The sequence below is a fragment of the Microbacterium sp. NPDC056003 genome (assembly GCF_042274785.1).
Taxonomy (GTDB): domain Bacteria; phylum Actinomycetota; class Actinomycetes; order Actinomycetales; family Microbacteriaceae; genus Microbacterium.
Genome location: NZ_JBHJXQ010000001.1, coordinates 1,250,434 through 1,263,106 on the forward strand (window position 1 = coordinate 1,250,434; position 12,673 = coordinate 1,263,106).

At 66.6% G+C, this 12,673-nt stretch carries 11 protein-coding genes and 2 tRNA genes; 4 read left to right on the forward strand and 9 right to left on the reverse strand.

Features of this window, described 5'->3' with window-relative positions:
* Nucleotides 1-52: 52 nt before the first annotated feature.
* The 9 genes from ACFC1W_RS05760 to dnaA all read right to left on the reverse strand — a co-directional run bounded on the left by ACFC1W_RS05760 (nucleotide 53) and on the right by dnaA (nucleotide 10,355).
* A tRNA-Ala gene (locus ACFC1W_RS05760) sits at nucleotides 53-125 on the reverse strand.
* Nucleotides 126-138: 13 nt separating this feature from the next.
* Nucleotides 139-215, reverse strand: a tRNA-Ile gene (locus tag ACFC1W_RS05765).
* Between the two features lie 125 nt (nucleotides 216-340).
* Complete coding sequence (locus tag ACFC1W_RS05770; RefSeq protein WP_191764977.1) at nucleotides 341-745, reverse strand: DUF3566 domain-containing protein; 405 nt, start codon at nucleotides 743-745, stop codon at nucleotides 341-343.
* The gene (gyrA, locus tag ACFC1W_RS05775; RefSeq protein ID WP_375989710.1) at nucleotides 742-3,348 is read right to left on the reverse strand and encodes a DNA gyrase subunit A; all 2,607 of its coding nucleotides are present in this window, start codon (nucleotides 3,346-3,348) and stop codon (nucleotides 742-744) included. Before gyrA ends, ACFC1W_RS05770 begins: the two co-directional genes overlap by 4 nt.
* Nucleotides 3,349-3,420: 72 nt before the next feature.
* Nucleotides 3,421-5,454: a DNA topoisomerase (ATP-hydrolyzing) subunit B gene (gene gyrB / locus ACFC1W_RS05780; RefSeq protein WP_375989713.1), complete on the reverse strand. Its 2,034-nt coding sequence runs from the start codon at nucleotides 5,452-5,454 to the stop codon at nucleotides 3,421-3,423.
* Between the two features lie 122 nt (nucleotides 5,455-5,576).
* A complete protein-coding gene (locus ACFC1W_RS05785) occupies nucleotides 5,577-6,104 on the reverse strand; it encodes a DUF721 domain-containing protein (protein ID WP_375989716.1) in 528 nt (175 codons plus the stop codon).
* Nucleotides 6,097-7,254 (reverse strand): DNA replication/repair protein RecF, encoded by a 1,158-nt coding sequence (gene recF / locus ACFC1W_RS05790; RefSeq protein ID WP_375989719.1) that lies wholly within the window; start codon nucleotides 7,252-7,254, stop codon nucleotides 6,097-6,099. Before recF ends, ACFC1W_RS05785 begins: the two co-directional genes overlap by 8 nt.
* 70 nt (nucleotides 7,255-7,324) lie before the next feature.
* The gene (dnaN, locus tag ACFC1W_RS05795) at nucleotides 7,325-8,476 is read right to left on the reverse strand and encodes a DNA polymerase III subunit beta (RefSeq protein WP_375989722.1); all 1,152 of its coding nucleotides are present in this window, start codon (nucleotides 8,474-8,476) and stop codon (nucleotides 7,325-7,327) included.
* Between the two features lie 430 nt (nucleotides 8,477-8,906).
* On the reverse strand, nucleotides 8,907-10,355 hold the full coding sequence (gene dnaA, locus ACFC1W_RS05800) for a chromosomal replication initiator protein DnaA (RefSeq protein ID WP_375989725.1): 1,449 nt from the start codon (nucleotides 10,353-10,355) through the stop codon (nucleotides 8,907-8,909).
* Nucleotides 10,356-10,664: 309 nt separating this feature from the next.
* Between dnaA and rpmH the strand changes: the two genes are divergently transcribed.
* Genes rpmH through yidC form a run of 4 tightly spaced genes read left to right on the forward strand, consistent with a single transcriptional unit; the run spans nucleotide 10,665 to nucleotide 12,654 of the window.
* Nucleotides 10,665-10,802: a 50S ribosomal protein L34 gene (rpmH, locus tag ACFC1W_RS05805; protein ID WP_036304730.1), complete on the forward strand. Its 138-nt coding sequence runs from the start codon at nucleotides 10,665-10,667 to the stop codon at nucleotides 10,800-10,802.
* 9 nt (nucleotides 10,803-10,811) lie between these two features.
* Complete coding sequence (gene rnpA, locus ACFC1W_RS05810; protein WP_241111540.1) at nucleotides 10,812-11,147, forward strand: ribonuclease P protein component; 336 nt, start codon at nucleotides 10,812-10,814, stop codon at nucleotides 11,145-11,147.
* Nucleotides 11,144-11,500 (forward strand): membrane protein insertion efficiency factor YidD, encoded by a 357-nt coding sequence (yidD, locus tag ACFC1W_RS05815; protein WP_375989729.1) that lies wholly within the window; start codon nucleotides 11,144-11,146, stop codon nucleotides 11,498-11,500. The genes rnpA and yidD overlap by 4 nt, the downstream gene beginning before the upstream one ends.
* 8 nt (nucleotides 11,501-11,508) lie before the next feature.
* Entirely contained in the window at nucleotides 11,509-12,654 is a 1,146-nt protein-coding gene (gene yidC, locus ACFC1W_RS05820) for a membrane protein insertase YidC (protein ID WP_375989732.1), read from the forward strand.
* Nucleotides 12,655-12,673: the final 19 nt, after the last annotated feature.

A 12,673-nucleotide genomic window follows, 5' to 3' on the forward strand; every position in this document is an offset into this window, starting at 1 on the left:
GCCCGATAGACGCGTGAAGGACCGACCCTTCGGGCCGGTCCTTCTCACATTGTGGAGCCTAGGAGATTCGAACTCCTGACATCCTGCTTGCAAAGCAGGCGCTCTACCAACTGAGCTAAGGCCCCGGGGCTGTGGATTTGGTGGGGCTACCAGGACTTGAACCTGGGACCTCTTCATTATCAGTGAAGCGCTCTAACCGCCTGAGCTATAGCCCCGTCTGCTGCGACGCTTTCGCGTCATCAACCTCAGAGACTTTACCCGACCGGCGCCGTTTTCACGAATCGGCGGCGGACGCGCGAACGGGCCCGATCGTCGATCGGGCCCGTTCGGTCGAGGAGTGTCAGTTCGAGGTGAAGCCGACCAGCAGGCCGCCCGTCACCTTGACCGCCAGGTTATAGATTCCGGCGAGCACAGCACCGAGCACCGTCACCACGATGAGGTTGAGGATCGCGACGATCGCCGAGAAGGCCAGCACCTGCGGCAGGCTCACGAAGTTCGAGAGCAGGATGGTGCCATCGGTGAAGTTGCCGAAGAACTCGTCGGCGCGCGTGATGACGTTGGTCGCCTGCAGAACGAAGAAGACGAGGACGAACGACACCACCGTCACCACCGCGATCGCGATCGCGGCGAGGAACGACAGCTTCACGGCCGACCAGAAGTCGATGTACACCAGGCGCAGGCGGACCTGCTTGGCGGACGTCCGGTGGGTGGACTTCTTGGCGAGCTTGTCGGCTACCGTGCTCATGCGTCAGTACTCTCTTCGGGGGTCTCGGGAGAGGCCTCGGGGGGTGTGCCGGACTCCTGGTCGGCGGCCTCTGCGTTGTCGGCCAAGCCCCGCTCACCGTTTCGTGCGATCGCGATGATGCGATCTTCGTCGGCGGCACGGGCGAACACGACACCCATGGTGTCGCGGCCCTTGGCTGGGACCTCGGCCACGGCAGAGCGTACCACCTTGCCGCTGGCAAGAACCACAAGGACCTCGTCGTCTTCGGAGACCATGAGACCACCGGCGAGATCGCCGCGATCCTCGCTGAGACGCGCCACCTTGATGCCGAGTCCGCCGCGGTTCTGCAGGCGGTACTGGGCGACTTCGGTTCGCTTCGCGTAGCCGCCCTCGGTCACGACGAACACGAACTGGTCGTCGCGCGCGACCGACGCCGAGAGCAGCGTGTCGCCGGCGCGGAAGTCCATGCCCTTCACTCCGGACGTGGAACGACCCATCGGACGGAGAGCCCCGTCGGTCGCCGAGAACCGCAGCGACATGCCGTGGCGGCTGATGAGCAGGATGTCGTCGCCCTCGTCGACGAGCAGGGCGCTGACGACCTCGTCCTCCGCGCCGCTCGGCTCGTCGGTCGCCTCGTCGTCGTCGCCGTTCCCGCGCAGCTTGATCGCGATGATGCCGCCCTGGCGGTTGGTGTCGTAATCGGTGAGGCGGGTCTTCTTCACCAGGCCGTTCCTCGTGGCGAGCACGAGGTACGTCGCCACGGAGTAGTCGCGGATGTCGAGGATCTGCGCGATCTCTTCATCCGGCTGCAGTGCGAGCAGGTTGGCGACGTGCTGGCCCTTCGCATCGCGCCCGGCCTCCGGCACCTCGTAGGCCTTCGCCCGGTAGACGCGACCCTTGTTGGTGAAGAACAGCAGCCAGTGGTGCGTCGTGGTGACGAAGAAGTGCTCGACGACGTCGTCGGCGCGCAGCTGCGCCCCCTTGACGCCCTTGCCGCCGCGGTGCTGCGAGCGGTAGTTGTCGCTGCGCGTGCGCTTGATGTAGCCGGCGCGGGTGACCGAGATCACCATCTCCTCTTCGGGGATCAGATCCTCGATCGACATGTCGCCGTCGTAGCCGGGCATGATCTGCGTGCGGCGATCGTCGCCGAACCGGTCGACGATAGCGGTCAGCTCTTCGCGGACGATGGCGCGCTGGCGCTCGGGCTTGGCCAGGATCTCCTTGTAGTCCGCGATGAGCGTCTCGAGCTCGGCGGCCTGGTCGATGATCTTCTGACGCTCGAGGGCGGCAAGGCGACGCAGCTGCATCTGCAGGATCGCGTCGGCCTGGTCGTCGTCGATCTCGAGGAGCTTCTTCAGTCCCTCGCGGGCGTCATCGACCGTCGGGGACCGACGGATGAGCGCGATGACCTCATCGAGGGCGTCGAGAGCCTTGAGGTAGCCGCGCAGGATGTGCATGCGCTTCTCGGCCTCACGCAGACGGAACGTCGTGCGCCGCACGATCACGTCGATCTGGTGCTCGAGCCACAGCGTGATGAAGCCGTCGAGGGGAAGGGTGCGCGGCACGTTGTCGACGATCGCCAGCATGTTGGCGCCGAAGTTGTCCTGCAGCTGGGTGTGCTTGTAGAGGTTGTTCAGCACGACCTTCGCGACGGCGTCGCGCTTGAGCACGACGACCAGCCGCTGGCCGGTGCGGTCCGACGTCTCGTCACGGATGTCGGCGATGCCCGTGATCTTGCCGTCGCGGGCGAGATCGCCGATCTTCACGGCCAGGTTGTCGGGGTTGACCTGGTACGGCAGCTCGGTGATCACGAGGCACGTGCGACCCTGGATCTCTTCGATCGCGACGACCGCGCGCATGGTGATCGAACCCCGACCCGTGCGGTACGCCTCGCGAATGCCCTTGGTACCGAGGATCTGCGCACCGGTCGGGAAGTCGGGCCCGGGGATGCGCTCCATGAGCGCGTCGAGGAGCTCGTCGCGCGAGGCATCCGGGTGCTCCAGCGCCCAGAGAGCACCGGCCGACACCTCGCGCAGGTTGTGCGGCGGAATGTTCGTCGCCATGCCGACCGCGATGCCCACCGAGCCGTTGACGAGGAGGTTGGGAAACCGCGCCGGCAGGACGGACGGCTCCTGGGTCTGCCCGTCGTAGTTGTCGTGGAAGTCAACGGTCTCTTCCTCGATGTCGCGCACCATCTCGAGCGCGAGCTGAGCCATCTTCGTCTCGGTGTACCGAGGAGCGGCCGCGCCCATGTTCCCCGGCGAGCCGAAGTTGCCCTGACCCTGCGCGAGGGGGTATCGCAGCGACCACGGCTGCACGAGACGGACGAGCGCGTCGTAGATCGCGCTGTCACCGTGCGGGTGGTACTGGCCCATCACCTCGCCGACCACGCGCGCGCACTTCGAGAAGGACTTGTCGGGACGGAACCCGCCGTCGTACATGCCGTAGATCACCCGGCGGTGCACGGGCTTGAGGCCGTCGCGCACATCGGGCAGCGCGCGGCCGATGATGACCGCCATCGCGTAGTCGAGGTAGCTGCGCTGCATCTCGAGCTGCAGGTCGACCTGATCGATGCGGCCGTGCTCGTGGTCCGCGTTCAGGTCCGGACGCTCGTCTTCTGCCATCTCTCGTCTTTCGTTCTCTGCGTTTCGTGTCGCTCCGCGTGCGCGCGATGGATGCTTCCGCCGCGCGAGGCGCTAGATGTCGAGGAAGCGGACGTCTTTCGCGTTGCGCTGGATGAAGGTGCGGCGGGACTCCACGTCCTCGCCCATCAGCACGGAGAAGACCTCGTCGGCCGCCGCCGCGTCGTCGATGGTCACCTGCCGCAGCGTGCGCGTGGTGTGGTCCATCGTGGTCTCCCACAGTTCCTTGGCGTTCATCTCGCCGAGGCCCTTGTAGCGCTGGATGCCGGAATCCTTCGGGATCCGCTTGCCGTTCGCGAGACCGTCCGCGAGGAGGGCGTCGCGCTCCTTGTCGGAGTACACGTACTCGTGCGGCGCGTTGGTCCACTTGAGCCGGTACAGCGGCGGCATCGCGAGATAGACGAAGCCGGCCTCGATGAGTCCGCGCATGTAGCGGAACAGCAGGGTGAGGAGCAGCGTGGTGATGTGCTGGCCGTCGACGTCGGCATCCGCCATCAGCACGATCTTGTGATACCGCGCCTTGTCGATGTCGAAGTCCTCGCCGATGCCCGTGCCGAAGGCCTGGATCATCGCCTGGACTTCCTTGTTCGACAGAGCCTTGTCGAGGCGCGCGCGTTCGACATTGAGGATCTTGCCGCGCAGGGCCAGGATCGCCTGCGTGTGCGGGTCGCGGCCGGAGACCGCCGAGCCGCCGGCCGAGTCGCCCTCGACGAGGAAGATCTCGCTGATCGACGGGTCCTTGCTCGTGCAGTCCTTGAGCTTGTCGGGCATGGCCGCCGACTCGAACACGCTCTTGCGGCGCGCGGTCTCGCGGGCTTTGCGCGCAGCCAGGCGGGCGGTCGCCGCGTCGATCGCCTTCGTGATGATGCGCTTCGCCTGCACCGGATTGCGGTCGAGCCAGTCGGCGAGCTGGTCGCCCACGACCTTCTGCACGAATGCCTTGGCCTCGGTGTTGCCGAGCTTGGTCTTGGTCTGGCCCTCGAACTGCGGCTCGGAGAGCTTGACCGAGATCACGGCGGTGAGACCCTCGCGGATGTCATCGCCGGTGAGGTTGTCGTCCTTCTCCTTGAGGAGGTTCTTGTCGCGCGCGTAGGCGTTGATGCGCGTGGTGAGCGCAGCGCGGAAGCCCTCCTCGTGCGTGCCGCCCTCGTGCGTGTTGATCGTGTTCGCGAAGGTGAACACGTTCTCGGTGTAGCTGGTGGTCCACTGCATCGCGAGTTCCAGCGAGATGTGGCGGATCGTGTCTTCCGACTCGATCTCGATGATCTCGTCGTTGACGACCTCGGCGTGACGCACCTTGTTGAGGTACTCGACGTAGTCGACGAGACCGCGCTCGTACAGGAAGTCGTCGTGCGGCTGGCGCTCCTCGGAACCGCCGTCCTTCGCGTCGGCGACATAGGCCGAGCTAGGACGCTGGTCGCTGAGGATGATGCGCAGCCCCTTGTTGAGGAACGCGGTCTGCTGGAAGCGGGTGCGCAGCGTGTCGTAGTCGAAGTGGACCGACTCGAAGATCGTGTCGTCGGGCCAGAACTCGATGGTCGTGCCGGTCTCATCGGTGTCTTCCGCTTTCGCGAGCGGAGCCTGCGGCTGGCCGCCGTCGCGGTACGACTGACGCCATGCCGACCCCTGGCGCTTGACCTCGACCTCGAGGCGCGACGAGAGGGCGTTCACGACGGATGAGCCGACGCCGTGCAGACCACCCGAGACGGCGTAGCCGCCGCCGCCGAACTTGCCGCCGGCGTGCAGCACGGTGAGGACGACCTCGACGGTCGACTTGCCCTCGGTGCGGTGCATGTCGACGGGGATGCCGCGGCCGTTGTCGACGACACGGATGCCGCCGTCGGGCAGGATCGTCACCTCGATCGTGTCGCAGTACCCAGCCAGCGCCTCGTCGACCGAGTTGTCGACGATCTCGTACACCAGGTGGTGCAGTCCGCGTTCACCGGTCGAGCCGATGTACATGCCGGGGCGCTTGCGGACGGCTTCGAGGCCCTCGAGCACCTGAATGGCGTCTGCCCCGTATTCGCTGGGAGCCCGGTTGGGCGTTTCAGGTTCCTCAGGAACGTTGTCGGGGGTGTCGGACGTCATCTTCGCGGGGTCTCCGGATCCTTCGATAGGGACCTCGACAGTCTATCGGTTCACAGGGGCATCACGAGCGTTACACGCCTCTGTGAGGCTCTGAAAGCGCCTCAGACAGCTCCGACCGTCACTTATCCGTAGGTATCGCGTGGACCACGCCCTGGAATCGTTCTGGGACCCCATTTCCAGGAGGGGACGTCCGGCCCGATGAAACGGATCGCGTCGACCCCTGCCTCAGGGAACCGCCGGACGATCTCCGAGAGGATGTGCGCGCGCATCAGCTGGAGCTGCTTCGCCCAGGCCGTCGAGTCGGCCTGGACGGTGAGCGTGCCCTCCGAGAACGCGACCGGTCGGGTGTGCCGCGCGGTGTCTTCACCGGCGACATCCGACCAGGCCCGCACCACGTCTTCGCGGGCCAGCTCCTTGTCCCAGCCCGCCTCGCGGGTGAGCGCCGCCAGCACATCCCCGACGCCGCGCGGGTCACGCCCCGGCGTGAAGGGAGCGTTCTCGTCGTCGACCGCCCGGCGCCGGCGCTTGCGGAAGGACCGCGCCGACGGCTCGAGCCCGCGCAGGCGAAGGTAGGTCGCGACGGTCTCGGGAATGGATCCGGGGGAAGGAGCGGATGCTTCGCCCTCGGCGTGGATGTCGGGATCAGGCATCCGTCGCCTCCAGAATCGTGCCCGCCTCGACACGGACGATCCGCGCGCGCAGCGCCGACGGGACGTCTTCTTCCACGGCCGCGGTAACGACGACCTGCTCGTATCCGCCGGCGAGCTGCGCGAGGCGCGCGCGACGATCGGCGTCGAGCTCGGCGAACACGTCGTCGAGGATGAGCACCGGGTCTCCGAGGCGCGACTCCGCGCGCAGCAGCTCGGCCGAGGCGAGCCGCAGCGCGAGCGCGACCGACCACGATTCGCCGTGCGATGCGTAGCCCTTGACCGGCAGTCCACGCACGCGGAGCACGAGGTCGTCACGGTGCGGACCGACCAGGGTCAGACCGCGTTCGAGCTCGGCCGTGCGGCGCGCGGCCAGCGACTGGCGGAAGAGGTCCGCGACGCGGGAGCCGGATGCCGCGGCCGCGGGTGCATCCGCGCCCTCTTCGGGATCTCCGCCGGTGACCGACAGAGCCCAGACGGCCTCGGGACGGTGATCCGCTCCGGCGATCGCGGCGTACGCCGCGGCGAGCGGCTCGGCGAGATCGGCGGTGAGCCCGAGGCGCGCTTCGATGAGTTCGGTGCCGAGTGCGACGAGCTTGTCGTCCCACACGTCGAGGGTGGTGAGCGCGTCACCGCGGATGCCTCGGGCCTTGGCGGACTTGAGCAGGGCTGTGCGCTGCTTGAGGACGCGCTCGTAGTCGGCGAGCACGCCGGCCATGCGCGGTGCCCGCTGCACCAGGAGCTGGTCGGCGAAACGGCGCCGAGCCGACGGATCGCCGCGGACGATCTGCAGGTCTTCGGGGGCGAAGAGCACGACCTGCGCGTAGCGCGGGAGCTCGGCCGGCTTCACCGGCGCCCCGTTGACGCGGGCCTTGTTGGAACCCTGACGGTTCAGCTGCGCCTCGAGCAGCACCCGGCGGCCACCGTGGGCGAGACGCGCGCGGATGATCGCGGCATCCGCGCCGTCACGCACCATCGGGGCGTCGTTCGACACGCGATGCGACCCGAGCGTCGCGAAGAATCCGATGGCTTCGGCGAGGTTGGTCTTGCCCTGACCGTTGCGGCCCACGAAGACGTTGGGACCGGGCGCGAGCGTGACGTCGGCGGCCGCGTAATTGCGGAAGTCGACGAGACTCAGCTGCTCCACGATCACCGGTCAAGCCTAATGAGCGACGGCGACGCCCTGGTCGGTTCAGGACCGCCGCGCGGGAGGGGTGCTGGGATCAGCGCAGGAGGAGGTTCGGCTGCAGCAGGTAGCGGAAGGAGTCCGCGCCGGCCTTGTCGACGGACGTTTGCGGCGTGATCAGCACCGGGCTCAGCTTGTTGGCGTTGTCGCTCGAGGTGAACGTGATGCGCACGAACTCGCTCTTCACGGCGCTCAGCGACTCGAGCAGGTACTGCGGGTTGAGTCCGAGCGTGACATCCTCACCGACCAGGTTCGCGTCGACGGACTCGGTCGCCCGCGCCTGCTCGGTGCCCGAGGCATCCATCGACACGCTGTCGGTCGTGAACGTGAAACGCAGCGGCGCGGACCGATCGAGCACGAGCGACACACGCCGCACGGCTTCGGCGAGCTCCGCGGTGTTCACGACCGCGTGGTGCTCGGTCGCCTCGGGGAAGAGCCGGCGCACGGGCGGGAAGTTGCCCTTGATCAGCAGCGAGGTGACGGTCTTATTGCCCGCGGTGAACGCGATGATCTCGCGGTCTCCCGAACCCGAGAACGCGATCGAGATGTCACCGCCGTGCGCGAAGGTCTTGCCGACCTCCGTCAGGGTGCGCGCCGGCACCAGCGCGGTGGTCGACTCGTCGGACGCCGTGCCGCCGCCGTCCCACGGGATCTCACGCAGCGCGACGCGGTAACGGTCGGTCGCGACGAGGCTGAGGCCCGTGCCCGAGACCTCGAGCTGAACGCCCGTGAGGACCGGGGTCACATCGTCGCGTGAGGCCGCGAAGGCGACCTGCGCGATCGCGGTCGCGAAGTCCTCGGACGGGACGAGACCGGAGTCGCCGGTGACTTCGGGGATCGCCGGGTACTCCTGTACAGGCATGGATGCGAGCGTGAAGCGCGCCGAACCGCAGGTGAGGAGGATGCCGCCGTCGTCGTCGACCTCGACCTGGATCGGGGCATTGGGAAGCCGGCTCGCGATCTCGGACAGCAGACGACCGTGGACGAGGATCGTGCCCGGCTCGTCGACCGTCGCTTCGATCGTCGTGCGAGCGGATGCCTCGTAATCGAAGGCCGCGAGCGAGAGTCCTTCATCGGATGCCTCGATCAGCACGCCCGCAAGGATCGGCTGCGGGTTCCGCTGCGGAAGGAGCTTGACGACGAATGACACGGCTTCGCTGAACACATCGCGATTGACGTGGAACTTCACGGATGCTCCCTCGACTGCGGTTGGGCCTCCAATGCTAGTGGTAGGCCGTGACGATGCCAGTCCCGAATGGGACGCAGCATCCCTCCACCGGTCTTTCCACCGTCAAGGTGATCGGACCGGGGAATCTTCAAATACTTCTTGTCATGGTGTTAACGGCTGTGGAAACTGTGCACAACTCAGCCGATCCCAGACGGGAGTTGGGAATCACATGTCTGTGAGATGTGGAACGGCTGCGGAGGGCGTGCGGGACAGCTCGGGCGCGACGAGGTCTGTTTCGACATTCATCCACAGGCTTGCACTCGTCGCCCACAACGTTTCCGCAGGGTTGTGGAGTTATCCACAGGTTTTCCACACTGTGAAGAACGCGAATAATGGCCCTGTCCGAGCCCGGCTGTCAAGCACCTCTTGCGGCATATGACCGCACCCCGGATCAGCGGCCGTTGCGGCCCAGCTGAGCGGTGATCTCGGACACCTGGTTGTAGATCGAGCGACGCTCTTTCATGAGGTCGCTGATCTTCTTGTACGCGTACATCACGGTCGTGTGGTCGCGGTTTCCGAACAGCTGGCCGATCTTCGGCAGCGAGAGGCTGGTGCGCTCACGGCACAGGTACATGGCGATCTGCCGGGCGGTCGCGACCGACTGCGAACGGCTCGAGCCGTAGAGGTCGTCGACGGTGAGCTTGAAGTACTGTGCGGTCGCCGTGATGATGTCGGTCGGCGAGATGACGTTCGCGTCGTCCTGGTCGACGATGTCGCGCAGCACGGTCTGGGCCAGCGACATGTCGAGCGTCGACCTGTTGAGGCTGGCGAACGCCGAGACGCGGATGAGGGCGCCCTCGAGCTCGCGGATGTTCGACGAGACGACCGTCGCGATGTACTCGAGGACCTCGTCCGGAATGTGGAGCCGCTCGGACTGCGCCTTCTTGCGGAGGATGGCGATACGGGTCTCGAGGTCGGGCGCCTGCACATCGGTGATGAGGCCCCACTCGAACCGGCTGCGCATGCGGTCCTCGAAGCCGGTCAGGTGCTTCGGCGGCACATCACTCGTGATCACGACCTGCTTGTCGTGGTCGTGCAGGGTATTGAACGTGTGGAAGAACGCTTCCTGGGTCTCGGCGCGCCCCTGGAGGAACTGGATGTCGTCGATCAGCAGCACGTCGACGTCGCGGTACCGCGCCTGGAATGCGGATCCGCGGTTGTTCGCGATCGAGTTGATGAAGTCGTTCGTGAACTCCTCGCTCGAGACGTAGCGCACGCGGATGCCGCTGTAGAGGCTCATCGCGTACTCGCCGATGGCGTGGAGGAGGTGCGTCTTGCCGAGGCCGGAGTCACCGTAGATGAACAGCGGGTTGTATGCCTTGGCCGGCGCTTCGGCCACTGCGACCGCGGCGGCATGCGCGAAGCGGTTGGACTGTCCGATGACGAAGTTGTCGAAGGTGTACTTCGGATTGAGGCGCGTGTCGCTGCGGGAGACGGCGGATGCGGCATCCGGAGCCTCTTCGCGCTGTGGATGCAGGACCGCCGCCGGCGCGGCCGTCGGCTGCGAGATCGGCTGCGCGGCGGACTGCACCGGGATGGGCGCGGTGACGTGGGCGTCGACGAGTTCCGGGTTGACCACCACACGGAACGTGCTGGCTGGCTGCGCGTCGTCCTGCTCGACGTTGGCGAGGGCCTCCATGATCGGGGTGCGCATGCGCTTCGTGAACTGCGCGGCCGTGAGGTCGTTGGGGACGTCGAGGTAGAGCGTTCCGCCCATGACCCCCTGCGGCACCGCGAGGCTCAGGAAGCCATGGAGCTGCGGGGTGATCCGCTCGTCGCGGGTGAGCTCATCGAGCACGGCCGTCCAGACGGGAACATCTGGAATTTCGTGCGGTGTCATGGCCCCCCCGGGTTGTTGATGAGTCCACCGGAGGCCGCGGAACGAGTGCATCGGGCCTGTGGATAACTGCCGGAGCAACGCTAGTTCGCGGGCGTCCCCGGAGCAAACTCCACTGTAGATCGGGCGGGTGTGTCGTTGCCAGGGTCGATGTGCCGGTCCGTGGATAATGGCCGGCCCACGGCCTCGGTTTGAGTTCTCAGGCGGCTCGGCGTACCCTAAATCGGTTGACTTATGCCCTCGCGGCAGTCCCGTTGTACGTAGCGTCCCCGGTCTCAGAGTCCCGGTGACACCTGATCCGGAAGTGATCCCATGAGCAAGCGCACCTTCCAGCCCAACAACCGCCGTCGCGCCAAGAAGCACGGCTTCCGTGCCCGCATGCGCACCCGCGCCGGTCGCGCCATCCTCTCGGCTCGTCGCGGCAAGGGCCGCACCGAGCTCTCGGCCTGACCCCGAGCGGTGCTGGCGAGGCCGAACCGACTCACCCGCGGAGCGGAGTACAAGGCCGTCGTCCGTCGGGGCCGTCGGTGTGCCGGAACGCACACCGTGACCTATGTGAACAGCGCCGTGGCCGATGGCCCGGCGCGGTTCGGTTTCATCGTCAGCAAGCAGGTGGGCGGGGCCGTCGTGCGCAATACCGTCCGCCGGCGTCTCAAGGCCTTGTGTGCCGAGGCGCTTCCCGCCGTGCGGGACGGCAACGACATCGTGATCCGCGCGCTGCCCAGTGCGGCGACGGCGCCGTTCAGCGAACTCCGTGACGAGGTCGCCCGATGCTTGGCCCGGAGGGCGGCATGAGCGTTCTGCCGGCGTACGCCGTCGGCGACGCGCACTTCGAGCCCTCTGGCTCGCTTCGTGCCGTGCCCCTGCTCCCCCGCAACGCCGTTCTCGCGTTGCTGCATGGCTACCGCGCCACGATCTCGCACACGTACGGCGACGTCTGCAAGTACTTCCCGTCGTGCTCGGCGTACGCGGTCGGCGCCGTTCAGCGGCACGGCGCCCTTAAGGGTGCGGCGCTCACCGCAGCCCGCCTCGCTCGCTGCCATCCCTGGGCGGAGGGCGGCGTCGATGACGTCCCGCCGCACGCGAACTTCCGGCATGCGCTGACCCCCCACGGGTTCGTCGTGCCAGTCCCCTCTGGAAAGGACTGATCCTCCGCATGGATCTCTTGCTGGCCTCCACCCCGACACCCGCACCCACAGACGGTGGCTTCGACCTGATCGGAACCATCCTGTGGCCCCTCAAGTGGGCGGTCGAGGCCGTGCTGGTCGCCTGGCACTGGCTCTTCACCGCGATCGGCCTTCCGCCGGCGGACGGCATCACGTGGGTGCTGTCGATCGTCGGTCTCGTGATCGTGGTGCGCTCGGCGCTGATCCCGCTCTTCGTGAAGCAGATCAAGAGCCAGCGCAAAATGATGGAAATTGCCCCTGAACTGCGGAAAGTTCAGGAGAAGTACAAGGGCAAGCGTGATCAGCTCTCGCGCGAGGCGATGAGCCGCGAGACCATGGCGCTGTACAAGAAGCACGGCACCACGCCTGTCTCGAGCTGCCTTCCGCTGCTCGTTCAGATGCCGATCTTCTTCGCGCTGTTCAGCGTGCTGAACGACGTCACGAAGCATGCGAACGCGGGCATCGGTGGCGTCGGACTGCTGAGTGCCGAGCTCACGCAGGAGTTCTACAACGCCAAGCTCTTCGGTGTCGCGTCGCTGCACGAGACTCTGATCGATGCCGTCAACACCGGCAACACCGCCGCGATCGCCATCCTCGCGACGCTCGTCGTGCTGATGATCGCGTCGCAGTTCTTCACGCAGCTGCAGATCATCTCGAAGAACCTCTCCCCCGAGGCCAAGACCGGCCAGGCCTACCAGATGCAGAAGATCATGCTCTGGGTCCTGCCCTTCGCCTTCGTCTTCTCGGGCGTCTTCTTCCCGCTCGGTGTCGTCATCTACTGGTTCGTGTCGAACCTGTGGACGATGGGTCAGCAGTTCCTCGTGATTCGCGAGATGCCGACGCCCGGCTCTGAGGCGGCCAAGGAGCGCGAGGAGCGCCTGGCTCGCAAGGGCAAAGCCATCGATTCGTCGGGCAAGGTCGTCCCGATGGAGAAGTACCTCGCCGAGCAGAAGCGTCTGTACGAAGAGGCCGAGCGTGCCCGTGCCGCGACCCCGAAGCGCCAGCAGCCGGTGAGCAAGCAGCGCGCCAAGAAGCAGGCACAGCAGAAGCAGCAGAAGCAGCCTGGCCAGAAACAGGGTGGGTCAGCCGCGGCGGTCGGCGACGCCGACTCCGGCGGCTCCGATTCCGCTTCCTGACGGCCCCGACCCGACGTCC

Coding starts and splice junctions, on each gene's coding strand:
- ACFC1W_RS05770 (WP_191764977.1), bottom strand. CDS start 745: ATGAGCACGGTAGCCGACAAGCTCGCCAAGAAGTCCACCCACCGGACG.
- gyrA (WP_375989710.1), bottom strand. CDS start 3,348: ATGGCAGAAGACGAGCGTCCGGACCTGAACGCGGACCACGAGCACGGC.
- gyrB (WP_375989713.1), bottom strand. CDS start 5,454: ATGACGTCCGACACCCCCGACAACGTTCCTGAGGAACCTGAAACGCCC.
- ACFC1W_RS05785 (WP_375989716.1), bottom strand. CDS start 6,104: ATGCCTGATCCCGACATCCACGCCGAGGGCGAAGCATCCGCTCCTTCC.
- dnaA (WP_375989725.1), bottom strand. CDS start 10,355: ATGACACCGCACGAAATTCCAGATGTTCCCGTCTGGACGGCCGTGCTC.
- rpmH (WP_036304730.1), top strand. CDS start 10,665: ATGAGCAAGCGCACCTTCCAGCCCAACAACCGCCGTCGCGCCAAGAAG.
- yidD (WP_375989729.1), top strand. CDS start 11,144: ATGAGCGTTCTGCCGGCGTACGCCGTCGGCGACGCGCACTTCGAGCCC.
- yidC (WP_375989732.1), top strand. CDS start 11,509: ATGGATCTCTTGCTGGCCTCCACCCCGACACCCGCACCCACAGACGGT.